Raw genomic sequence first — 21,307 nt, forward strand, 5'->3', positions numbered from 1 at the left:
TGCGCTCATCTGAGCGTGCCGATGACAGTGGGGGCCATTTGTTCACGGGTTGCGGGAGGGTGGGTCAGTCCTGGGCTGCGTAGGGCAGGAAGTCGGCCCACGTGGCGGGGGCGAAGGCGAGCCGGGGACCGTTGAGGTTCTTGGAGTCGCGCACGTGCACGGTGGCGGTTTCGGTGGCGATCTCGACGCAGGAGTCGCCTTCACTGCCGCTGCTGTAGCTGCTCTTGAACCAGGCCAGGTCGGAGGCGCCTCCGGACGAGGGCTTACGGCTCATGTCTCCCCCAGCAGTTGTTCGATGAAGGCAGTCGACTCACGTGGCGTGAGCGCCTGCGCTCGGATGATGCCATACCGAAGTTCCAGGATACGGAGTTGTCGTGGTTCGGAAACCGGTCGGCCGTTGGCCACTGCTGGCGAGCGTCCGACCGCCGAACCGTCCTCGAACTTGAGCACCTCGATGCCGCCGTCCACTCCCGCGTGTTCGAAGCGCTCCAGAGGCATTACTTGAAGCTCGACGTTACACAACTGCGCCGTTTCGAGCAGGTGTTCAAGCTGGCCGCGCAGGACGCTCCTCCCGCCCAGTGGACGGCGAAGGGTCCACTCCTCCAGGACGAAGCTGAGGTCGGGTACCGGATCTCGCTCGAAGATCGTCTTGCGGGCGATGCGTGCCGCGATGAAGCGCTCCACTTCCTCCGCAGAGTAGGTCGGGCGCCGCATGGACAGGAGTGCACGCGCGTACTCCGAGGTCTGCAACAGGCCGTGGACGTGCAGGGGATCGTAGAGCTGAAGCTCAACCGCCCGTGCCTCCAACTGTGCGAGATCCCGAACCTTCTTCGGATACCGGACCTTCTTGACGTCCTCCCGCATCGCCGCGATGAGACCCCCGGCGTTCAGGACCTCGTCCGCCTTGTCCAGGTACTCGGGCCTGGGGATGCGCTTCCCCGTCTCGATCTTGTACACCAGATCCGCCCCGTACCCGGCGGCCACGGCGAAGTCACCGACCCGCAGGCCGGCTGCCTCCCGGCGGAGCCTCAACTGCCGTCCCACCGTGGCCACCACGGCCAGGGCCCAGTCGTCGTCCGGGTCGACCTCCCAGCCCGGCTCGTCCGTCCGGTCGGACTCCGCCCCGGTCCGCACCGCCTCATCGCTCACCGACATGTGTGCCCCTTCGACAGCTTGGACAGGGCCCGTTGGACCTTGGACCGTAGCTCTACGTAACGGAATGGTGACCGGATTCAGTATGTCCGGTCGGCCACGCTCGGTGATGTGAATCAGCGAACTCAGCGAACCTCCGAGCACGGGACACGACCCGAACCGGGCGACTCCGTGCGGAACTTCAGCATGCTGCTGTCGTCCACCCCGCGCGGTGCCCGCCTGGCCCGCCTGCTCACCGTGGACACGCTCCGGAGCTGGGGGCTGCCGCACGAGGGGGCGAGTCACGTCGTCGCGGAACTGGCCGCCAACGCGGCCACCCACGGACGCCTCCCCGGCCGCAGCTTCCGGCTCACGCTCTACGTGATCGGCACGGCACTCCGTATCGAGGTCACGGACACGCGCGGTGACCGGTTGCCCGCTCCGCAAGTACCCCAGGCGGAAGGTGAGTCGGGGAGGGGGCTGCTGCTCGTCGAGGCTCTGGCGGACCGTTGGGGCGTGACCGGGGAGCGGTTCCCGCGCAAGACCGTCTGGGCGGAGCTGGACCTTTCGGCGCCGGAACCCGGGACCTCGCGCTCCGGTGTCCTCGGCGACTGAAAGACAAAGAACCCCTGGGAGAACACCCCCACCAAACCCGACCCTCCCGCCCGTGGCCGCACTCACTCGGGCGGGTGAACATCGCCGTTCCGGCTGGATTTTCGCACCTCTGAGGCCCGACGCTCAGCCCAACGCACCACCACGACCACCGAAGACAACCGCAGACATGAGACGGCCCCCGCCGGGACGGGAATCCCAAAGCGAGGGCCTCACCACCAAGGAAGAAGAGAGCTTCCAGATGGGTACCAAGAACCCTAGCGTGCCGCCGCACGCCCAGTCCCGCCCTGCGGGCAACAAGCACCCCCACACGCACCGGCACCGCATTGGTGGCGGGATCGTCCACGACAACACCCGCCACGCCACCCGCTTCACGGTGATCGGCAACCACCTGGCCCAGCACCGGGAGCTGTCGCTCCTCGCCATCGGGCTCGGCACGCATCTCCAGTCGTTGCCCAAGGGCGCCCCCGCCGACATCAAGACGCTCACCGGCCGGTTCCCCGAGGGCGCCACCCGGATCGCCGCCGCCCTGCGCGAACTGGAGACGCACGGCTACCTGCGCCGCGAACGCCACCGCACTCCCTCCGGCCGCATCGTCACCCGCACGGTCTCCTGCAACCAGCCCGCCGCCACCCCCGGCCGCCCCGAGGAGGCCGCCGAGACCCAACCGGAGCCCCGGCGTCCCCGGCAGCCAGTCGAGCAGGGCAGGGCGGTGCCCGAAGCGCCCGTGCGGCGCCCGCGCCAGGCACTCCCCGCCGTCCCACGTCCGGCGTACTCCGGCCCGGGGATCCTCCAGGCCGCCACCGACCTCCTCGCGAGCCTGCGCCGCCACGACCCGGGCCTGCTCCTCTCCGCCTGCGACACGGCCCACCTGGCTCCCGGCGTCGCCGCGTGGCTGGAGCGCGACGTCACCCCCGCCGCCGTACGCCGCGCCCTGACCGCCGACCTGCCCACCGAGGGCGTACGACGACCCGCCGCCCTCCTGGCCCACCGGCTCACCGTCCAGCTCCCGCCCCCGGCCCCCTACCGGGCTCCGGCCGCCGCCCCTTCGTCGCCGGTACGCCACCCGATGCAGAACTGCGACGCCTGCGACCGCGGATTCCGCGCGCCCCACCCCGGCCGCTGCCGTGACTGCCGGACCACCCACCCGGAGGCCGCCTAGCGGGCCGAAGCCGTCGTCGTCGTCCCGCAGTACATGGACGGCCCCGCGGCCTCATAGGGTGGACCCATGACGGATCTCCCCGGCCGGCGTCTGCTGCTGGTGCACGCGCACCCGGACGACGAGTCGATCAACAACGGCGTCACCATGGCCCGCTACGCCGCCGAAGGCGCCCACGTGACGCTGGTGACCTGCACCCTCGGTGAGCGGGGCGAGGTCATTCCGCCCGAGCTGGCCCACCTGTCCGGAGCCGCCCTGGGCGGCCACCGCAGGGGTGAGCTGACGGCCGCGATGCGGGCGCTCGGCGTCGACGACTTCCGGCTGCTCGGGGGGCCCGGCCGCTTCTCCGACTCCGGGATGACGGGCCTGCCCGACAACGACGACCCCGGCTGCCTGTGGCAGGCCGACCTCGACCGGGCCGCCGGACTGCTCGTCGAGGTGATCCGCGAGGTGCGTCCCCAGGTGCTGGTCACCTACGACCCGAACGGCGGCTACGGCCACCCCGACCACATCCAGGCCCACCGCATCGCCATGCGGGCGGTGGAGCTGGCCGCCGACGCCGGGTGCCCCGTCGCGAAGGTCTACTGGAACCGCGTACCGCGCTCCCACGCCGAGGACGCCTTCGCCCGGCTCCGCGCCGATCTGCCCGGCCTGCCGTTCGAGAGGGCGGCCGGCGTCGAGGACGTACCGGGCGTCGTCGAGGACGAGCGGATCACCACCGAGATCCACGGCGAGGGCACCGCGTACGCCGCCGCCAAGGCCGCCGCGATGCGCGCGCACGCCACCCAGATCACGGTCGCCGAGCCGTACTTCGTGCTCTCCAACGACCTGGCCCAGCCCATCCTCACCACCGAGTACTACGAACTGGTGCGCGGCGAGCGTGCCGGGGACGGGCCCGAGCGGGATCTGTTCGCGGGGATCGAGGAGACGCCGTGAGCAGGCGCGACGAACCGGCCACCTCCGCGTTGGCCCAGCCGCTGAGCGCGCCCTCCCTCGGCCGGGCCGCGCTCTACCTGGGGCTCTTCGTACTCGGCGCCGTCGTCGGGGTGGCGGGTGCGCTGGTGCAGCCCGCCTGGTTCCCGGGCGGACTCCTGCTCGCGCTGGCCGCCGAGGCCGGGCTGTGCGTCGGCGCGGGCCGGGCCGCGGGGCGCCGGGGAGGCGCCGTCGCGCCCGCCGCGGGCTGGGCACTCGCCGTGGTGCTGCTCACCACCAGCCGACCGGAGGGCGACTTCCTCTTCGCCGCCGGCAGCGGCTCCTACCTCTTCCTGCTCGGCGGGATCGCCGTCGCTGTGATCTGCGCCACCCTGGCGCCGGTGCGGCAACCGGACGGCGGCTCCGCCCGACTTCGCAAGTGACGTACTACTTCGCCGTGCCGCGGGCGTGCGAGTCCGGTGTGGGTTTCCCCGGCGGTCACGGGATACGCGTAAGAAGTGGCCAGTATGGTGGTGCGCGCCGCCGAGCCGCCCGCTTTGAAGGTGTGACGGGCGGCGGAGCCAACCGGGAGAACCTGCCTTGAGTCGTGAAACTGACAGTTCGTCCTCCGGGCCCCACGGGCGCGGCGGAGCCGCATACCCCTCGGGCACCCCGCCCTACGGGACACCCACGGCTTCCGACGCCGGTGCGGACGCGGACCGTTCGGCCGCGCGTCCGGAGGAGCGCAAGACCGAGACGACGTTGACGACCCGTATCCGGATCAACATCCCCGGGTCGCGGCCCATTCCGCCGGTCGTCGTGCGCAAGCCCGTCGCGGACGCCGAGGGCGCCGGCGACCCGGAGACCACGGCCGAACGGCCCGCCCCCGCACCCGCGCCGAGCGCCGCCGCGCCCACGAGCGCCCCCGAGGCTCCCGTCGAGCCCGCTCGGCCGGACCAGGCCGAGCGACCGGCGCAGTCGGCCGAGGAGAAGCCGACCAGCGACTGGTTCGCGCCCCGCAAGTCCGGTCCGGGCAAGGGCGCCCAGGGCGGCGGTTCCACCAACGGCGCGGGTCTGCCCGGCGGTTCCGCGGCGCCCTCCGGTGGTACCGGCGCCGGTGCCGCGGGCACGGGTGCCGGTGCCGGTGCGCGACCGGGCGGCGGGAGTGGCCGTCCCGGTGGCGTCGTCGGCTCCATGAGCACCCCGGAGGCCCCGGGGCCGGTGCCGCGGGCCGCTCCGGAGCGACCGGCGGTCCCGTGGCGCCCGGCCACGGCGGCGGCACCGGATCCTTCGACGTGACCGAGGCGCTGGCGGCCGGCCCGCTGGGCGGCAACGGCAACGGCAACGGCAACGGCGCCCGCCCGGGCGGCGATGCCGGTACCGAGCCGCGCCGCGACGACCTGCCGTACTTCGCGGGGGAGGGGCAGGGAGCCCAGGGCCCCGGCGTCCCGGACGGCCACCGGAACGGCCCGAACGGGCAGTCCCCGTACGGCGGCGGCACCCAGGGCCCCGCGGGCCCGACGAGTGGCCCGGCCACCGGCGAGGGCCGACTGGCGCCGCCCCCGGCCGGCGACCTCGGCGTCCCCGGAATGCCGGGCGGCCCCGGCAGGCGCCAGGGCACCGGTCCCGGCGCGGGCCCCGACGCCGCCCGCCTCGGCCCCGGCGGCGGACTCAGCGACGACACCGCGATCCTCACCCCCCAGCGGCCGGTCCCGTCCGGCCCGGGCAACCCGGACAACGTCTCAGGGAACACGGTCACCAGCGGCATCCCCGTCGTACCCGGCGGGCGCGACGCCCCGTTCCCGGCCGGATCCGGCGACGGACCGCCGCCGCACACGCCGCCCGGGCTGTCCGAGCCCGCCCCCGTGCCGGCGGCGAGCACCGCCAAACCGGCCAAGCCCGCCAAGAAGAAGGGGCGCAGGAAGCTTCCGCTGCTCGTCGGCGGCCTGGTCGTCGTCGCCGGTGTCACCTACGGCGCCGGTCTGCTCATGAACCGCTCCGACGTGCCGAAGGGCACCACCGTGCTCGGCGTCGACATCGGCGGCAGCACGCGCGACGACGCCGTCGAGAAGCTGGACAAGGCCCTCGGCGCCCGCGCGGCCAAGCCGCTCAAGCTCACCGTCGGCGGCGAGACCGTCTCCCTGAAGCCGGACCAGGCGGGCCTCCAGCTCGACACGCAGGCCACCGCCAGCGACGCGGCGACCAGCGACTACAACCCGATGTCCGTGATCGGCTCGCTCTTCGGCCAGAAGAGGGTCGTCGAGGCCGTCATGCCCGTCGACGAGGAGAAGCTGCACGCCGCCCTCGAGAACGCCGCCGGCGGCGCCGGGTCGGCGACCGAGGGATCGATCAGGTTCGAGTCCGGCAAGGCCGTCCCCGTGTACGGCAAGGCCGGCCAGGGCATAGACGTCGCCAAGTCGACCGAGGCCGTCCAGGCCGCCTACCGCGCCCAGGTCGAGACCGGCGCCGCCACCGCGGTGAGCGTGCCGACGACCACCAAGCAGCCCACGGTCTCCAAGGCCGAGGTCGACCGGATGCTGAAGGAGTTCGCCGAACCGGCGATGTCGGACCGCGTGACCGTCCAGACGGACGCGGCGCACTCCATTCCGCTCAGTCCCGAGAAGTCGCTCTGGAAGTTCCTCAGGGTCACCGCCGTCGACGGCAAGCTCGTCGACAAGCCCGACCTGAACGCCCTCAAGGAGCTGTACGGCCAGACCTTCGACGGCGTGCTCATCACCCGCGCCAACGGCGAGAAGACCGCCGTCACCCCCCAGGACGTCTACGGCGCCATGCGCCAGGCGCTGAAGAGCAAGACCGACCGGGTGGCGGTCATCGACACCAACCCCAGCTGACACCGCGTCACCTCGTCACCTCGTCAGGGGCGCCCGGCACTCGCCGGGCGCCCCTGACGTACGCACACGACCCCGCCGTCCGCGCTCGCCTCTCCCAGGGCGCCGTTCGCGACTACCTGTCCACGGCCATCCGGAAATTGGCGGTCAGGAACCGGGCGGAGGCGGTACGGACGGCGAGAGAGAAGGGCTGGCCGTAACGCACCCCCGCGGGCTGCGGGGAACCGCGCGGGGGCGGGACTTCAGTTGAGCATGGCGCGAGCCACCCGCGCCTCCCCCCGCACCTGCTCCGCGGCGCCGTCGTCGACCACCTCCACCACCTCCGCGTACGCGTCCAACTCCCGGGCACCCGCCAGGAACTCACCCCGCCGCACCAGCAACCGCGCCCGCTCGTACCGCAACCGGGCCGCGTGCGCGGGCAGCAGCAGAGCCAGCTCGATCGCCCACAGCCCCACCGCCGACTGCTCCGGCCGCCCCGCCGCCCACGCCCGGACGTTGTTCAGCACCCGCGACACCACGTCCAACGGCGCCGCCGGCTCCAGCATCGAGGGCCGCAGCTCCGCCCCCGTCGCCCCGGCGACCAGCACCTCCGCGTCCTTCCCGCCGAGCACCCGGCCCCCGTCGTACGGATCGACCAGCACCCGCTCCTCCAACGACCCGGACTCCGGCCCCGACCCCGCCCCGAGCCCGACCACGAAGTGCCCCGGCAACGCGACCCCGTACACCGGCGCCCCCGCCCGCCGTGCGACCTCCAGCCACACCACCGACAGCAGGATCGGCAACCCGCGCCGCCGCCGCAGCACCTCGTGCAGCAACGACGACTCCAGCCGCCGGTAGTCCGCCGCGGCCCCGTGGAACCCGTACCGCTCGCCCAGCAGGTCCCGCAGCGCCGTCGCCCAGGCCAGTGGCGTACCCGGCCGGAACGGCAGCTGCCCGGCCAGCCGGTCCAGCTCCACCTGCACGCCGTCCATGCCCGCCTCGTCCAGCGTCCCGTCCGCCACCGCGCCAACCAGCAGGCACAGCGTGGCCAGGTCCGGCCGCTCGGAGCGGGCCTCCTCGGCGAAGCGCCGCCGCAGTTCGGCCGAGCGTTCCGGTGACGGGGGCCGGGGAGGACGAGGATGACGCATGGCCGGATCGTGCCCCTTCACCGTGCCGTCGAGGTGGTCGGCCACCGGTCCGCCCCGGCGGCCCCGGGCTCCCGGTAGTGGTGGTAGGCGTGGTGCGCCGCGAAGCCCGCACCGGCGTACAGCGCACGGGCCCCGGCGTTGTCCGTCTCCACCTGGAGCCACGCCGCCGAGGCGCCCTCGTCGAGCGCCCGCCGGGCCAGCGCGGCCAGCACGGCGGTCGCCAGCCCCCGGCGCCGCCGGGCCGGGTCGACCTCGACGGCCGCGAAGGACGCCCAGCGCCCGTCCACGACGCACCGTCCGATCGCCGCCACGGAGCCCGGGCCGTCCGCGCCGGGCACCGTCGCGAACCACACCGACGGCCCCGAGCCCAGCACCCGAAGGGCCACCCCGCTCACGCCCCTGCGCCCGTAACGGGCCAGCCAGGCGTCGTCGGCCTCCCGCGACAGCAGCACACCGGTGCCCTCGGCCAGATCGGCGACCGGCGCCAGTCCGCCGGTCCACACCTCGGCCGTCACCTCCCTGACCCAGCCCCGCCGCTCCAGCTCCGCGCACAGCAGCTCCTGCGTGCCGGCGGCGCCCGTCGCGGTCTGGACGTACGCCGGCAGCCCGCGTGCGCCGTACCAGCGCCGTACGGCCGTCAGCGCCTCGTCCAGCGGCAGCCCCGGATCGCCGAGCGGCAGCACGGAGTTGGCCCGCCGGGTGAAACCGCCGGCGGCCCGCAGCTCCCACTCGCCCAGCCACTCGCTCTCCACCGGACGCCATGCCCGGGCGGCGACCCGCGCCAGCTCCTCGTAGGACGCGGCGGGACCGCGGCGGCGGGCGGGCGCGGGCGGCACGACCTTCCCGGCGACCAGGGCCGACTCCGCGACACGCACGGATTCGCCACCCTTTCGTGTGATCAGCAGCACACCATCGGTCCATGATGTGAGAACGCCCACCGTGTCGGTGAACTTCTCACCCCCGGCACCAGCTTCGCTCAAGCGCCGCACGGAGACTCGTTTGCCCACGTCAGCAGTGGTGATACGGACCTCAAGACGCCCGGCGGCAGAGATTTCCACGGGTCTGTCCACCCCTCCTGTTCGGATCATGCCCAAGAACGGAGATACTAGGGGCGGGCATCGACGACGCCGCGCTCCCGCGCGCCAGGCGGCGGAGCCTACGGAGGCCCGCCAGCGCCCAATCGAGGAGGAACGACAGCGTGACCTACGTCATCGCGCAGCCTTGTGTCGACGTGAAGGACAAGGCGTGCATCGAGGAGTGCCCGGTCGACTGCATCTACGAGGGCCAGCGGTCCTTGTACATCCACCCGGACGAATGCGTCGACTGTGGTGCCTGTGAGCCGGTCTGCCCGGTCGAGGCGATCTTCTACGAAGACGACACTCCCGAGGAGTGGAAGGACTACTACAAGGCGAACGTCGAGTTCTTCGACGAACTCGGTTCGCCCGGCGGCGCCAGCAAGCTGGGCCTGATCGAGCGCGACCACCCCTTCGTCGCCGCGCTGCCGCCGCAGAACCAGTAAGAGCGGCCCGCACACGCGCCGCCCCGGTCCCGTGCGGCCCGATCACCCGATCGGCGCCGCACGGGACCGAGGCGTTTGCCGCAGCACCGGGCGCCGACGAGGAAAGGGAGCCACCCACCGTGTCCGCAGTCTCCGACCGCCTTCCCACCTTCCCCTGGGACAAGCTGGAGCCGTACAAGAAGACGGCCGCGGCCCACCCCGACGGCATCGTCGACCTCTCGGTCGGCACCCCCGTCGACCCGGTCCCCGAGCTGATCCAGAAGGCCCTGGTCGACGCGGCGGACTCCCCGGGCTACCCGACCGTCTGGGGCACCCCCGCACTGCGCGACGCCCTCACCGGCTGGGTGGAGCGCCGCCTCGGCGCCCGCGACATCACCCACCGGCACGTGCTGCCCGTCGTCGGCTCCAAGGAACTCGTCGCCTGGCTCCCGACCCAGCTGGGCCTCGGCCCCGGCGACCGAGTGGCCCTCCCGCGCCTGGCCTACCCGACGTACGAGGTCGGCGCCCGCCTGGCCGGCGCGCGGTACGAGGCGTACGAGGACCCGACCGACCTCGACCCGGCCGGCCTGAAGCTCCTCTGGCTCAACTCCCCGTCGAACCCGACCGGCAAGGTCCTCTCCAAGGCCGACCTGGCCCGCATCGTGGCGTGGGCGCGCGAGCACGGCGTCCTCGTCGTCTCCGACGAGTGCTACCTGGAGCTGGGCTGGGAGGCCGCCCCGGTCTCGGTACTGCACCCGGACGTCAACGGCGGTTCCCACGACGGCCTGGTCGCCGTGCACTCCCTCTCCAAGCGCTCCAACCTCGCGGGCTACCGCGCGGCCTTCCTCGCCGGTGACCCGGCGGTCCTGGGGCCCCTGCTGGAGATCCGCAAGCACGGCGGCATGATGACCTCGGCGCCGACCCAGGCGGCCGTCGTGGCGGCCCTCGGCGACGACGAGCACGTCCGCGTCCAGCGCGAGCGTTACGCGGCCCGCCGCGCGGTCCTGCGGGACGCCCTGCTCGGGCACGGCTTCCGCATCGAGCACAGCGAGGCCGGCCTCTACCTCTGGGCGACCCGCGACGAGTCCTGCTGGGACACGGTCGCCCACCTCGCCGAACGCGGCGTCCTGGTGGCCCCCGGCGACTTCTACGGCCCGGCGGGCGAGCGGTTCGTCCGCGTGGCCCTGACGGCGACGGACGAACGCGTACAGGCGGCGGCACGGCGCCTGAAGGCCTGACGGCCGGGCCACCCGCCGGTCCACGCCCACCGCACCGGCGCACGCACGGGCGCACACACCGGCGCGGGCAAGCAGAACGCCGGGGCCGGGAATCCCCGGACCCCGGCGTCGTACCGGTCAGGCCTCAGCCGACCGGCAGGCCCTGCACCGGCAGACCGCCCTTGCCCAGGGCGTCCGTCGGCAGGCCGCCCTCCGTGGCGGTCGCCGCCGTGTCGCCGACGATGTCCCCGGCGGTGCCCGCCGCGTCCCCGGCGGCGTTCTGCGCGGCCGGAGTGGCCTTCTTGACGACCGATCCACCGGTCTTGCCGGCGGCCGGCACGGCCTTCTTGACGGCCTTGCCGCCGGTGTCGCCCGCGGTCCCGGTGACGCTCTGGGCCGCGGAGTCCACGGTGTTGCCGACGTTCGCCCCGTCCAGGGCGGTCAGTCCCCCGAGGTTCGGGGCGGCCGGCAGTTCGGGAGCCGCGCTGGCGGAGCCGGCCGCACCGACCCCGGCAGCCGCTCCCGCAGCGACGAGCAGCGCGGCACGGGCGATCCGGCGGGTCAGGGGGAGGGACATGATGCTCCTTCGACGGAAGACAACGACTACGAGGGTGAATCCGACCGTGCCCGGCGAGTGATCGAAGAGCGATCGGCCGTGCTCGGACGCAGTGACTACCGCTCGAGAGCCACGAAGGTTGCGGCGACCCGACGTAAAGAGTTGGTAATGCGTCGCATTATCAGGTGCACAGAAAAACGGGCAAAAGGACGCTGGTCGGAAAGTCTGCTGAATCCTTACGGCCCTTGATTTTCCCGGGGTTCGGCGCATCCGGGGGCGCGGTCGCGACAACGCGCGCGCCGCGTCGACCCCACGCCGACGCGGGTCACCCCCAGGGGCGACGGTTCGTACGGGCGAGCGCTACCAGGCGGACGTGATCCGCACCGACCCCGCCGCCCGCTCCGCGTCCGCGGCGGCCCGGGTGCCCGTCGGATACCACTTGCTGTCCGTGTTGCCCGCGGTCCACTCCCGGCCCGCGTACGAGACCCGCTGGAGGTGGAGCGAGGAGGCGTTGGCGACCGCCCAGTGCGCCAGCTGCCAGCCGCGTCGCGCCGTCTCCCGCTCCGCCTCCGGGCCGGTGCCGCCGGTCACGGGCAGCGTCACGGTCCGCTCGTCGGAGGCGGAGGCGGAGGCGGAGGCGGAGGCGGACGTGGTCGCGGCCGCGGGCCGGGGCGAGGTGCCGCCGTCGCCCACCACGGCCGCGGCCGGTTCGAGCACGCCGTGTCCGAAGTCCCGTACCAGCGCCGCGCGTACCGCGTCCGGTCCCTTCTCCCGGGTCGCCCCGGGGCGCCCGTCGCACGTCAGCGTCGCCGCGGACCGGCCGGTGAGCGCGGCGGCGAGCAGCTCGGCGTCCGGCTCGTGCTTCGCGTACGCGTCCGGGAAGCCGCTGCGCTGCACACGCTGGGCGGCGACGGTCAGCGGCAGGTCCAGGTAGCCGTCCACCTTGGCCAGGTGGTCGTAGAAGGCGCCGGCCGAGTACGCCGGGTCCATGATCTCCTCCGGCGTGCCCCAGCCCCACGAGGGCCGCTGCTGGAACAGGCCGAGCGAGTCCTTGTCGCCGTGGTCGAGGTTGCGCAGCGCCGACTCCTGCATCGCGGTCGCCAGCGCGATCGCCACCGCCCGGTCGGGCAGCCCGCGCGCCGTACCCACGGCGGTGATCGTCGCCGCGTTCACCGCCTGCTCCGGCGTGAACTCGTAGGCCGTCCGCGCGCCGTCGCCGACGGCGGGCGAGGCCACCTTGCAACCCGGAGCGCCCGCGCCTCCGGTGACGTACTGCACCGCCAGGTAACCGGCGACCGCGAGCAGGACCATGGAGGCGGCGCCCGAACGGGCGAGGCGGCCACGGCGTTTGCGGGGTGGGGACGGCTGAAGCACGCGTACAAGGTACTGGAGGGTAGGGTCCGGTGTCCGCCGGGTACGCACACTGCCCCCAAGGGCAGGGCGCTAGGGTCGAGACCATGGCCGATACCCCGCTTGACCTCACGCTGGACGCCGCGGAGCTTACCGCGCGGCTCGTCGACTTCCCGTCCGAGAGCGGCACCGAGAAGCCGTTGGCGGACGCGGTCGAGAGCGCGCTGCGCGGCCTGCCCCACCTGTCGGTCGAGCGGTACGGCAACAACGTCGTCGCGCGTACGGAACTGGGCCGCGCGGAACGCGTGATCCTGGCCGGCCACATCGACACGGTGCCGATCGCGGACAACGTCCCCTCCCGCCTGGACGAGGACGGGGTCCTGTGGGGCTGCGGCACCTGCGACATGAAGGCGGGCGTCGCGGTCCAGCTGCGCATCGCGGCCACCGTCCCCGCCCCCAACCGCGACCTGACCTTCGTCTTCTACGACAACGAGGAGGTCGCCGCCGAGCTGAACGGCCTGAAGCACGTCGCCGAGGCCCACCCCGAGTGGCTGGAGGGCGACTTCGCGGTGCTCCTCGAACCGTCCGACGGCCAGGTGGAGGGCGGCTGCCAAGGGACCCTGCGGGTGCTGCTGAGGACGGCGGGGGAGCGGGCGCACTCGGCGCGCTCCTGGATGGGCTCCAACGCCATCCACGCCGCCGCCCCGATCCTCGCGCGCCTGGCGGCCTACGAGCCCCGCTACCCGGTCATCGACGGCCTGGAGTACCGCGAGGGCCTCAACGCGGTCGGCATCACGGGCGGGGTGGCCGGCAACGTCATCCCCGACGCGTGCACGGTCACCGTCAACTTCCGCTACGCCCCGGACCGGAGCCCTGAGGAGGCCCTCGCCCACGTGCGCGAGGTCTTCGCGGACTGCGGGGTGGCCGAGTTCGTGGTCGACGACCACAGCGGCGCGGCCCTGCCCGGCCTGTCCCACCCGGCGGCGGCCGCCTTCATCGAGGCGGTGGGCGGCACCCCGCAGCCCAAGTACGGCTGGACGGACGTGTCGCGCTTCTCCGCGCTCGGCGTCCCGGCGGTCAACTACGGCCCGGGCAACCCGCACCTGGCGCACAAGCGCGACGAGCGGGTCGAGGTGGCGAAGGTCCTGGCCGGCGAGGAGCGCCTGCGGTCGTGGCTGACGGCATGATCCGCGGCGGGTTTGTGCCGCTGCGCGGCGGACATGCTGAGGTCCCTCGCACGTAACCCGCGTGGATCTACGCTGAGGTGGAAGAACCTGCAACTGGAGGGAGCGCACATGGCTACCGGCAACCCCGAGGGCAAGAAGCGGCCACCGGAGGAACAGCGCCTGGGCCCTGTCCTCCGGCGGCGTGACAAGGTGCAGCGGAGCACCACGGACCAGCGCCTGCTGGACGAGCGCGCTCCGACCGACTGGGTGCACACCGACCCGTGGCGCGTGCTGCGCATCCAGTCGGAGTTCATCGAGGGCTTCGGCACGCTGGCCGAACTGCCGCCCGCCATCAGCGTCTTCGGTTCCGCCCGCACCCCGGCGGACTCACCGGAGTACGAGGCGGGCGTGCGGCTCGGCCGCGGCCTGGTGGAGGCGGGCTTCGCGGTCATCACCGGCGGCGGACCCGGCGCCATGGAGGCGGCCAACAAGGGCGCCCTGGAGGCGAAGGGCACATCGGTCGGCCTCGGCATCGAACTGCCCTTCGAGCAGGGGCTGAACGCCTACGTCGACATCGGCCTGAACTTCCGGTACTTCTTCGTCCGCAAGATGATGTTCGTGAAGTACGCGCAGGGCTTCGTCGTCCTGCCCGGCGGCCTCGGCACCCTCGACGAACTGTTCGAGGCCCTCACCCTGGTGCAGACCCAGAAGGTGACCCGCTTCCCCATCGTCCTCTTCGGCTCCGAGTACTGGGGCGGCCTGGTCGACTGGCTCCGCGGCACCCTGGTCGCCCAGGGCAAGGCGGCGGAGAAGGACCTCCTGCTCTTCCACGTCACGGACGACGTGGACGAGGCGGTCGCCCTGGTCTCCAAGGAGGCGGGCCGGTAGAGCGGCCGGCCGCGGGACGGGGTGCGGGCGGGGCCGGGGGCCTACGCCAGCCCCCGTCGGGCCACCGTCGGTGCCCGGTGCCCGGCGATCGTCGCCACCATGTCCAGGACCTGCCGCGTCTCCGCCACCTCGTGCACCCGGTACACCCGCGCCCCCAGCCACGCCGACACCGCCGTCGTCGCTAGCGTGCCGATCAGCCGCTCCTTCACCGGCCGGTCCAGCGTCTCCCCGACGAAGTCCTTGTTGGACAGGGACACCAGCACCGGCCACCCCGTCTCCACCATCTCCCCGAGCCGCCGCGTCGCCTCCAGGCTGTGCCGCGTGTTCTTCCCGAAGTCGTGCCCGGGATCGATCAGCACCGACTCCCGCGGCACCCCCAGCCCCACCGCCCGCTCGGCCAGCCCCAGCGTCACGCGCAGGATGTCGTCCATGACGTCGTCGTACGTCACCCGGTGCGGCCGCGTCCGCGGCTCGGCGCCGCCCGCGTGCGTGCACACCAGCCCCGCCCCGTACCGCGCCGCCACCTCGGCGAGCTTCGGGTCGACACCGCCCCACGCGTCGTTCAGCAGGTCCGCGCCCACCTCGCACACGGCCTCGCCGACCTCGTGCCGCCAGGTGTCCACGCTGATCACGACGTCCGGGAAGCGTCGCCGCACCTCCGCGACGAACCCCACCGTCCGCCGCGCCTCCTCCGCCGCCGACACCTCGTCCCCGGGGCCCGCCTTCACCCCGCCGACGTCGATGATCGCGGCGCCCTCGGCCACCGCCTGCTCCACGCGTGCGAGGGCGGGCTCGTCGCGGAAGGTCGCCCCCTGGTCGTAGAAGGAGTCCGGGGTCCGGTTCACGATCGCCATGACCACCGGCTCGTGCGCCGCGAACTCACGCCTGCCCAGCCTGAGCGTCCCCTGTGACATCTTCTCGTCCATACCCGTTCTCTCGTCCCGCTTCCGGCCCCGGGGCGGCGGTCCTTCGACGACCGCGGCCCCGACTGTCAGACTCGCATGGCACGATCGGACCCGACACAACCGACTCCGAAACAACCGACTCGGACCGGACTCCGACCCGACCATGGGGGCCCAGCGATGGTCATGTTCCTGTTCCTCGTCATCGCGCTGGCCGTCGTCGTGGCCGCCGTGACGCTCGCCGTGGTGGGCGGCGGCGACAGTGGGCCGCTGCCGGAGGCCCCGCCCGAGCGGGTACGGGACTCACTGCCCCCGGACCGCCCGGTGGGCCGCGGCGACGTGGAGCGGCTGCGCTTCCCGCTCGTCGTCCGCGGCTACCGCATGGCGGAGGTCGACGACGCCCTCGGCCGCCTCGGCGCCGAACTGGCCGAGCGCGACGCCCGGATCGCCGACCTGGAGTCCGCGCTGGCGGGCGCCCGGGCCGCGGCGAGCCACCAGCACGTCGTCATGGACAAGCCGGCCCGGCAGGAGGAGCAGCAGTGAGCGCCGGGGAGGCCGCCGCGGGCCCCGACGGCGCGCTGCGCTGCCCCTGGGCCCTGTCCACCGCGGACTACGTCACGTACCACGACGACGAGTGGGGCCGCCCGGTCCACGGCGACGACGCCCTGTACGAGCGGCTCAGCCTGGAAGCCTTCCAGTCCGGACTGTCCTGGATCACCATCCTGCGCCGCCGGGCCGGCTTCCGCAGCGCCTTCGCCGGCTTCGAGATCGCCAAGGTGGCGGCCTACACCGACGAGGACCGCGACCGCCTGCTCGCCGACACCGGCATCATCCGCAACCGCGCCAAGATCGACGCGACCCTCGCCAACGCGCGCGTGCTCGCCGAGTGGGCCCCCGGCGACCTGGACGAGCTGATCTGGTCGCACGCCCCGGACGCGGCCGGACGACCGGTCCCGAAGACCCTCACCGACGTCCCGGCCGTCACACCGGAGTCCACGGCCCTGTCCAAGGCCCTCAAGAAGCGCGGCCTGCGCTTCGTCGGCCCGACCACCGCGTACGCGCTGATGCAGGCCTGCGGACTGGTCGACGACCACCTGGCGACGTGCGTGGCCCGCCGGACCTGAGCGGGCGGACCGCACGCCACGGGCCGTCCGCCACCGGCCTACCGTCGGTCTGCGGGCCGTCTACCGGCCCAGGTACTTCGGCTTCTCCTTCTCGACGAACGCGCGCACCGCGATCGCGTGGTCCTGCGAGGCACCGGCCCGCGACTGCAGCTCGTCCTCCTTGTCCAGCGTCTCGGAGAGCGAGTGCGTCAGTCCGTACGCGATCGACTCCTTCAGCGCCGCGTACGCCACCGTCGGCCCCTCGGCCAGCGTCCGCGCCGTCTTCTCGGCCTCGGCGCGCAGCTCGGCGGCGGGGACTACCCGGTTGGCGATGCCCAGCTCGTACGCCTCCTGCGCGCCGATGCTGCGCGGGAAGAGCAGGAGGTCACCGGCGCGTCCGGGGCCGACGACGCGCGGCAGCGTCCAGGAGACGCCGGAGTCGGCGGTGAGCGCCACCCCCGCGAAGGAGGTGTTGAAGGCCGCGGTGTCCGCGACGATCCGGTAGTCCGCCGCGAGCGCGAAACCGAGGCCCGCCCCGGCCGCCACGCCGTTCACGGCGGCGACCACCGGCTTCCCGGCGCCGGCGAGCGCCCGCACGATCGGGTTGTAGTGCTCGCTCACCGTGCTCATGGTGTCGGCCGACCCCGTCTCCCGGTCGGCGGCCAGCAGCCCGATGTGCTCCTTGAGGTCCTGGCCGACGCAGAAGGCCCGCTCCCCGGCCGCGGTCAGCAGCACCGCCCGCACGGCGTCGTCCGCGGCCGCGGAACGCACCGCCTCCCGGAGGGCGACCTTCGTCTCGGTGTTCATCGCGTTCATCGCCCCGGGGCGGTTCAGCGTGATCGTCGCGAGTCCGTCGCTCACCTCGTAGAGCACGGTGTCGGCCATGGAAATCCCCTCCGCGTAGTGACAGGCAGTGGCTTGTGTCCGTCAGACAGCATGACGGAGATCACCGGGAACGGATCGCTCGGGAGATGTGACCTGCGTCAAAGAATTCCGGTCCGTATCCATTCGGTGGAAGTGGGCGAGGGCGCGCAGTATCGCAGTCACATCGCCGAATTGAGTGGTTTTGCTCGCGCGCGTTGCCCAAGCGATGCCGACCGATGTTGGTCATCGGGTCCTGGGATGCGGGATAATGGCTGGGAAGCAATGTGTTCGATGCCGGTGTCGCGCGTCCAAGCCGGACTGCGCGTGCCCTCACGGGCCGTCGGCTGTGACGGTGAGCTGGTATCAGGAAGGGGAACGAGCATGGCGGCCATGAAGCCGCGGACGGGTGATGGCCCGCTCGAGGTGACCAAGGAGGGGCGGGGCATCGTCATGCGCGTTCCGCTCGAAGGCGGCGGTCGACTCGTCGTCGAGCTGACCCCCGACGAGGCCGACGCGCTCGGCGACGCCCTCAAGAAGGTCGTCGGCTGACGCGCGATCGACCACAACCATTCAGTCGCCCCGGTACCGCACATGGTGCCGGGGTGATTGTTCTACGGCTTTCCCGGGCGACCGGTCCTTTCCCCGGCGGCGCCCGCCGCAATTCCTCAGCGCTTCACGGCGCACAGCAGCCCGTCGCCGACCGGAAGCAGTGACGGCACCAGCTCCTGGCTCTCCCGCACCGCGCGCAGCAGTTCCCTCACCCGCAGCACCTCGGTGGGCTGCGGACCGGAGTCGATCGTCCGGCCGGCGCCGAAGACGCCCTCGAAGGCGACGAGACCTCCGGGACGCAGCAGGCGCAACGATTCGGCGAGGTAGTCCTGGTACTCCAGCCGGTCTCCGTCGCAGAAGACGAGGTCGTAGCCGGCGTCCGCGAGGCGGGGCAGCACTTCCAGGGCACGCCCGGGAATGAACCGGGCCCGGTTGCTGGCGAAGCCCGCGGCCCGGAAGGCCTGGCGGGCGAACTGCTGGTGCTCCGGCTCCGGGTCGACCGTGGTCAGTACCCCGTCCGGCCGCATGCCCTGCAGCAGATGTATCCCGGAGACGCCGCAGCCGGTGCCGATCTCCGCGACCGCCTTGGCGTCCACGGCGGCGGCGAGCAACCCCAGGGCGGAGCCCGTACCCGGGGTCACCGAGCGCAGACCCGCCTCGCGGGCCCGGTCGCGTGCCCAGAGCAGCGCGTCGTCCTCGGCGACATAGGCGTCGGCGAACGCCCAGCTCGTCTGCCGGTTGCCGGTAATGACCCTCTCCTGTCCCCGTCGTTGCCTCGGCGTGACTGTATCCGTTGGCGTCGGGAACCCGCAGATGGGACCAGTCGTTTGAAGGGGAGAGCAAAGAGACGACTGAGCGGCCTGGGCTGCGACGGGGGGCGGCGGATGGACCAGCGTGCCGAGCAGGTGCTGACGCAGCCGTACGAGCCGTACCGGCCCAGATCAAATTCTCGTAAAACCGCTTATCCGGAGCTAACGGGCGAGGTGGCTATGGTAGGGGCTCCACTGGACACCACCAGAGCCGACAGGGGAGGTGCGGCCGCACCCGCGGATCGGGGTGGAGTGCTGCGGCGCTTCCTCGGATCGGCAGGCAGGCCGAAATCCGTGAACGACACCGCTGCTGACCACAGCCACGCCGACCGTCCCACCACGGGACACACCCAGACCGCGACCTTCTCCGGCGACGCGGACGGGCAGGCGTGGACTCCGCCCACCTGGGAGGAGATCGTCAGCACCCACAGCGGCCGGGTCTACCGCCTCGCCTACCGCCTCACGGGCAACCAGCACGACGCCGAGGACCTCACCCAGGAGGTGTTCGTCCGCGTCTTCCGTTCCCTGTCGACGTACACACCGGGCACCTTCGAGGGCTGGCTGCACCGCATCACCACCAATCTCTTCCTGGACATGGTGCGCCGCAAGCAGCGGATCAGGTTCGACGCGCTCGGCGACGACGCGGCCGAGCGGCTGCCCAGCAAGGAGCCCACCCCGCAGCAGCTCTTCCACGACGCCCACTTCGACGCGGACGTCCAGCAGGCCCTGGACACCCTCGCGCCCGAGTTCCGCGCCGCGGTCGTCCTGTGCGACATCGAGGGGCTGTCCTACGAGGAGATCGCCGCGACCCTCGGCGTCAAGCTGGGCACGGTGCGCTCCCGTATCCACCGCGGCCGTTCCCAGCTGCGCAAGGCGCTCGCGCACCGTTCCCCCAAGGCGCGCGCCGAGCGTCGCTCGTTCGCGGCCGGTGTTCCCGCACTGGGAGGAGGGGGCACGAGCGCGTGAGTGGGTCACGGCCTGAGTCCGAGGGACACCTCGCAGAGCAGCATCTGGGAGACCGACTCTCCGCCCTGGTGGACGGAGAGCTCGGTCATGACGCGCGCGAGCGCGTGCTGGCGCACGTGGCCACCTGCCCGAAGTGCAAGGCGGAGGTCGACGCGCAGCGCCGGTTGAAGAACGTCTTCGCACAAGCGGCCCCACCGGCCCCCTCCGAGAGCTTCCTGGCCCGCCTGCAGGGGCTTCCCGGGGGCGGTGACACGGACGGCGGCGGCTCCCCGTTCGCCGGCCTGCCCGGAGGGTTCGGGGCCTCCGCGGGTTCCGGCGTCTTCGGGACCAAGCGCGGCGAGCGGTTCGAGTTCGACTACGTCCCCGCCGGGACGCACGCCCCGGTGCTGCCACCCTCCTCGTCGGGGCGGGGCTTCCGCATCCACGACGTGGGCCGGACGGAGTCCGAGCGCTCGGCCTCGCGCGGCCTGCGGTTCGCGTTCGCCGCCGCCGGGGCGGTGTCGCTGGCCGCGATCGCGCTGGGCGGAGTCACCCTCGGCACGCCGGACACCACCACCGAGGCACGCGGCTCGGGCACCGGCAGCAATGTGACGCCGCTGCGCACCCAGGGTGCGGGAGCGGCCACCGGCTCCGAGAGCCAGCGCCGCCGCACGGCCGGTCCGCTGCTCGGGCAGGGCCATCGGGTGCTGGGCGACACCCCCGCCGCGCCCACCACGGCCTCCGCGCCGCTGCTGCCCGGGATGCCGGCCCCCGCCGGGGACGATGCGCGGCAGCAGGCGGTCCGTGCCCTGACCACTCCGGTGACGGCCGGTGCCGCCGCGATGTCCCCGCTGATACGTCCGCTGGAAGCAGTTCCGCCGCTCGCCCTGACCTCCTGGGCGGCGGCTCCCGAGGTCAGGCCGCCCGCCCTGCTCGCCGCCCCCGGCCCGGCCCTGTCCCCCTACCCGGCGGCTTCCCGCCCTCCGGTTCGCTGACGGGATCTGCGCGCCACCCCGCGGACCTGATTGAATCCGGGGTGGCGCCAGAGCCCTTGGAGCCGACGATCTGCGGCCGGTTGCGGGGGAGAGCATGAACGAGGGGAAGCCCACGAAGGCGAAGTGGTGGAGTCGTCCCCGCTCGTCCGAGGACGCCTCCGACGCGCCCGACGCACTCGGCGGCGACTTCGAACTGGAACGCCCCCGCCCGGCCCCCGGCACGGACCCCGGCGACCGGGAGGCCGACGGGGGCGACTTCGAGCTGGACCGCCCGGTGCCACCCCGCGCGGGCGACGCGGGGGACTACGAACTGGACCGGCCCCTGACCGGCCGACCCGACGCCCCCACGGCTCAGAACACCACCGTGCCGCCCGCCACGGACGCCGCCCCGGTGGCGGACACGGACGCGCGTCGGCACGGGAGTCCCGAGCACGCCCCGGTGGCGGACGCGGGGCCCCGTCGACAGCCCGGGCCCGACGCAGACGCAGCCCCGGCGACGGTTGCGGGCCGGCCCGCACAGACGGGTCCCGACGCCGCCCCCGCCGTGGACGCGGGCGGGCAGCCGCTTCCGGGTGTCGGTACCGTCCCGGGGGCCGACGGCACGCCGGGTGGTGAGACCGCCGCCGAGCGCCCCAGGCCCCTGCACGAACCCGACCCGTACAGCACCCCGCCGTA

At 73.2% G+C, this 21,307-nt stretch carries 22 protein-coding genes and 2 pseudogenes; 15 read left to right on the forward strand and 9 right to left on the reverse strand.

Annotated features, from left to right (window positions below; all coding sequences use genetic code 11):
* Positions 1-64: 64 nt before the first annotated feature.
* Positions 65-274 carry a DUF397 domain-containing protein gene (locus BJ961_RS05630; protein ID WP_271320208.1) on the reverse strand — a complete coding sequence of 70 codons (210 nt, stop codon included), beginning with the start codon at positions 272-274 and terminating at the stop codon, positions 65-67.
* Positions 271-1,155, reverse strand: a complete 885-nt coding sequence (locus BJ961_RS05635) for a helix-turn-helix domain-containing protein (protein WP_271320209.1) — start codon at positions 1,153-1,155, stop codon at positions 271-273. Before BJ961_RS05635 ends, BJ961_RS05630 begins: the two co-directional genes overlap by 4 nt.
* A gap of 183 nt (positions 1,156-1,338) precedes the next feature.
* On the opposite strand from BJ961_RS05635, the gene BJ961_RS05640 reads away from it, so the two are divergent.
* The 6 genes and pseudogenes from BJ961_RS05640 to BJ961_RS36110 form a co-directional block, all read left to right on the forward strand.
* Positions 1,339-1,746: an ATP-binding protein gene (locus tag BJ961_RS05640; RefSeq protein WP_271320210.1), complete on the forward strand. Its 408-nt coding sequence runs from the start codon at positions 1,339-1,341 to the stop codon at positions 1,744-1,746.
* 238 nt (positions 1,747-1,984) lie between these two features.
* On the forward strand, positions 1,985-2,905 hold the full coding sequence (locus BJ961_RS05645; protein ID WP_271320211.1) for a helix-turn-helix domain-containing protein: 921 nt from the start codon (positions 1,985-1,987) through the stop codon (positions 2,903-2,905).
* Positions 2,906-2,971: 66 nt separating this feature from the next.
* Complete coding sequence (gene mshB / locus BJ961_RS05650; RefSeq protein ID WP_271320212.1) at positions 2,972-3,838, forward strand: N-acetyl-1-D-myo-inositol-2-amino-2-deoxy-alpha-D-glucopyranoside deacetylase; 867 nt, start codon at positions 2,972-2,974, stop codon at positions 3,836-3,838.
* On the forward strand, positions 3,835-4,257 hold the full coding sequence (locus BJ961_RS05655) for a DUF6113 family protein (RefSeq protein WP_271320213.1): 423 nt from the start codon (positions 3,835-3,837) through the stop codon (positions 4,255-4,257). Before mshB ends, BJ961_RS05655 begins: the two co-directional genes overlap by 4 nt.
* Positions 4,258-4,414: 157 nt before the next feature.
* Positions 4,415-6,666, forward strand: a pseudogene (locus BJ961_RS05660) (hypothetical protein).
* Between the two features lie 14 nt (positions 6,667-6,680).
* Positions 6,681-6,863, forward strand: a pseudogene (locus tag BJ961_RS36110) (hypothetical protein); the annotation flags it as partial.
* A 42-nt stretch (positions 6,864-6,905) separates the two neighbouring features.
* Here BJ961_RS36110 and BJ961_RS05670 read toward each other — a convergent pair.
* Both BJ961_RS05670 and BJ961_RS05675 read right to left on the reverse strand, forming a co-directional pair.
* Positions 6,906-7,790, reverse strand: coding sequence for a transglutaminase-like domain-containing protein (locus tag BJ961_RS05670; RefSeq protein WP_271320214.1), 885 nt, complete (start codon positions 7,788-7,790; stop codon positions 6,906-6,908).
* A gap of 17 nt (positions 7,791-7,807) precedes the next feature.
* The gene (locus BJ961_RS05675) at positions 7,808-8,848 is read right to left on the reverse strand and encodes a GNAT family N-acetyltransferase (RefSeq protein ID WP_271320215.1); all 1,041 of its coding nucleotides are present in this window, start codon (positions 8,846-8,848) and stop codon (positions 7,808-7,810) included.
* Between the two features lie 140 nt (positions 8,849-8,988).
* Between BJ961_RS05675 and fdxA the strand changes: the two genes are divergently transcribed.
* Both fdxA and BJ961_RS05685 read left to right on the forward strand, forming a co-directional pair.
* Positions 8,989-9,309: a ferredoxin gene (gene fdxA, locus BJ961_RS05680; protein ID WP_003973842.1), complete on the forward strand. Its 321-nt coding sequence runs from the start codon at positions 8,989-8,991 to the stop codon at positions 9,307-9,309.
* Between the two features lie 119 nt (positions 9,310-9,428).
* Positions 9,429-10,526 carry a bifunctional succinyldiaminopimelate transaminase/glutamate-prephenate aminotransferase gene (locus BJ961_RS05685; RefSeq protein WP_271320216.1) on the forward strand — a complete coding sequence of 366 codons (1,098 nt, stop codon included), beginning with the start codon at positions 9,429-9,431 and terminating at the stop codon, positions 10,524-10,526.
* 124 nt (positions 10,527-10,650) lie between these two features.
* Here the strand turns inward: BJ961_RS05685 and BJ961_RS05690 are convergent, their stop codons facing one another.
* Together BJ961_RS05690 and BJ961_RS05695 are read right to left on the reverse strand one after the other, a co-directional pair.
* Positions 10,651-11,082, reverse strand: coding sequence for an ATP-binding protein (locus BJ961_RS05690; RefSeq protein WP_271320217.1), 432 nt, complete (start codon positions 11,080-11,082; stop codon positions 10,651-10,653).
* Between the two features lie 339 nt (positions 11,083-11,421).
* Positions 11,422-12,435, reverse strand: a complete 1,014-nt coding sequence (locus tag BJ961_RS05695; protein ID WP_271320218.1) for a heavy metal transporter — start codon at positions 12,433-12,435, stop codon at positions 11,422-11,424.
* A gap of 83 nt (positions 12,436-12,518) precedes the next feature.
* Between BJ961_RS05695 and dapE the strand changes: the two genes are divergently transcribed.
* The gene (dapE, locus tag BJ961_RS05700) at positions 12,519-13,598 is read left to right on the forward strand and encodes a succinyl-diaminopimelate desuccinylase (RefSeq protein ID WP_271320219.1); all 1,080 of its coding nucleotides are present in this window, start codon (positions 12,519-12,521) and stop codon (positions 13,596-13,598) included.
* 108 nt (positions 13,599-13,706) lie between these two features.
* The gene (locus BJ961_RS05705; RefSeq protein WP_271320220.1) at positions 13,707-14,465 is read left to right on the forward strand and encodes an LOG family protein; all 759 of its coding nucleotides are present in this window, start codon (positions 13,707-13,709) and stop codon (positions 14,463-14,465) included.
* A gap of 41 nt (positions 14,466-14,506) precedes the next feature.
* On the opposite strand, the gene folP is transcribed toward BJ961_RS05705, so the two are convergent.
* The gene (folP, locus tag BJ961_RS05710) at positions 14,507-15,379 is read right to left on the reverse strand and encodes a dihydropteroate synthase (protein WP_271416971.1); all 873 of its coding nucleotides are present in this window, start codon (positions 15,377-15,379) and stop codon (positions 14,507-14,509) included.
* A gap of 168 nt (positions 15,380-15,547) precedes the next feature.
* On the opposite strand from folP, the gene BJ961_RS05715 reads away from it, so the two are divergent.
* Positions 15,548-15,910 (forward strand): DivIVA domain-containing protein, encoded by a 363-nt coding sequence (locus BJ961_RS05715; protein WP_271320221.1) that lies wholly within the window; start codon positions 15,548-15,550, stop codon positions 15,908-15,910.
* Positions 15,907-16,491 carry a DNA-3-methyladenine glycosylase I gene (locus BJ961_RS05720; protein ID WP_271320222.1) on the forward strand — a complete coding sequence of 195 codons (585 nt, stop codon included), beginning with the start codon at positions 15,907-15,909 and terminating at the stop codon, positions 16,489-16,491. Before BJ961_RS05715 ends, BJ961_RS05720 begins: the two co-directional genes overlap by 4 nt.
* Before the next feature lie 60 nt (positions 16,492-16,551).
* On the opposite strand, the gene chcB is transcribed toward BJ961_RS05720, so the two are convergent.
* Positions 16,552-17,361 carry a 2-cyclohexenylcarbonyl CoA isomerase gene (chcB, locus tag BJ961_RS05725; protein WP_456300706.1) on the reverse strand — a complete coding sequence of 270 codons (810 nt, stop codon included), beginning with the start codon at positions 17,359-17,361 and terminating at the stop codon, positions 16,552-16,554.
* A gap of 354 nt (positions 17,362-17,715) precedes the next feature.
* Between chcB and BJ961_RS05730 the strand changes: the two genes are divergently transcribed.
* Positions 17,716-17,883 (forward strand): DUF3117 domain-containing protein, encoded by a 168-nt coding sequence (locus tag BJ961_RS05730; RefSeq protein ID WP_003966491.1) that lies wholly within the window; start codon positions 17,716-17,718, stop codon positions 17,881-17,883.
* 116 nt (positions 17,884-17,999) lie between these two features.
* Here the strand turns inward: BJ961_RS05730 and BJ961_RS05735 are convergent, their stop codons facing one another.
* Positions 18,000-18,698, reverse strand: a complete 699-nt coding sequence (locus BJ961_RS05735; protein WP_271416972.1) for an O-methyltransferase — start codon at positions 18,696-18,698, stop codon at positions 18,000-18,002.
* A gap of 288 nt (positions 18,699-18,986) precedes the next feature.
* Here BJ961_RS05735 and sigE point away from each other — a divergent pair, with 288 nt between their 5' ends.
* Positions 18,987-19,658, forward strand: a complete 672-nt coding sequence (gene sigE, locus BJ961_RS05740) for an RNA polymerase sigma factor SigE (RefSeq protein ID WP_271320224.1) — start codon at positions 18,987-18,989, stop codon at positions 19,656-19,658.
* A gap of 68 nt (positions 19,659-19,726) precedes the next feature.
* Positions 19,727-20,632, forward strand: coding sequence for a zf-HC2 domain-containing protein (locus tag BJ961_RS05745; RefSeq protein WP_271320225.1), 906 nt, complete (start codon positions 19,727-19,729; stop codon positions 20,630-20,632).
* Positions 20,633-21,307: the final 675 nt, after the last annotated feature.

It is taken from the genome of Streptomyces lienomycini (assembly GCF_027947595.1).
In the GTDB taxonomy this organism is placed as follows: domain Bacteria; phylum Actinomycetota; class Actinomycetes; order Streptomycetales; family Streptomycetaceae; genus Streptomyces; species Streptomyces lienomycini.

Bases quoted from the DNA above. Each gene is read 5' to 3' on its own strand.
- BJ961_RS05630 (WP_271320208.1), bottom strand. From the start codon at position 274: ATGAGCCGTAAGCCCTCGTCCGGAGGCGCCTCCGACCTGGCCTGGTTC.
- BJ961_RS05635 (WP_271320209.1), bottom strand. From the start codon at position 1,155: ATGTCGGTGAGCGATGAGGCGGTGCGGACCGGGGCGGAGTCCGACCGG.
- BJ961_RS05640 (WP_271320210.1), top strand. From the start codon at position 1,339: ATGCTGCTGTCGTCCACCCCGCGCGGTGCCCGCCTGGCCCGCCTGCTC.
- BJ961_RS05645 (WP_271320211.1), top strand. From the start codon at position 1,985: ATGGGTACCAAGAACCCTAGCGTGCCGCCGCACGCCCAGTCCCGCCCT.
- mshB (WP_271320212.1), top strand. From the start codon at position 2,972: ATGACGGATCTCCCCGGCCGGCGTCTGCTGCTGGTGCACGCGCACCCG.
- BJ961_RS05670 (WP_271320214.1), bottom strand. From the start codon at position 7,790: ATGCGTCATCCTCGTCCTCCCCGGCCCCCGTCACCGGAACGCTCGGCC.
- BJ961_RS05690 (WP_271320217.1), bottom strand. From the start codon at position 11,082: ATGTCCCTCCCCCTGACCCGCCGGATCGCCCGTGCCGCGCTGCTCGTC.
- dapE (WP_271320219.1), top strand. From the start codon at position 12,519: ATGGCCGATACCCCGCTTGACCTCACGCTGGACGCCGCGGAGCTTACC.
- BJ961_RS05705 (WP_271320220.1), top strand. From the start codon at position 13,707: ATGGCTACCGGCAACCCCGAGGGCAAGAAGCGGCCACCGGAGGAACAG.
- folP (WP_271416971.1), bottom strand. From the start codon at position 15,379: ATGTCACAGGGGACGCTCAGGCTGGGCAGGCGTGAGTTCGCGGCGCAC.
- BJ961_RS05715 (WP_271320221.1), top strand. From the start codon at position 15,548: ATGGTCATGTTCCTGTTCCTCGTCATCGCGCTGGCCGTCGTCGTGGCC.
- BJ961_RS05730 (WP_003966491.1), top strand. From the start codon at position 17,716: ATGGCGGCCATGAAGCCGCGGACGGGTGATGGCCCGCTCGAGGTGACC.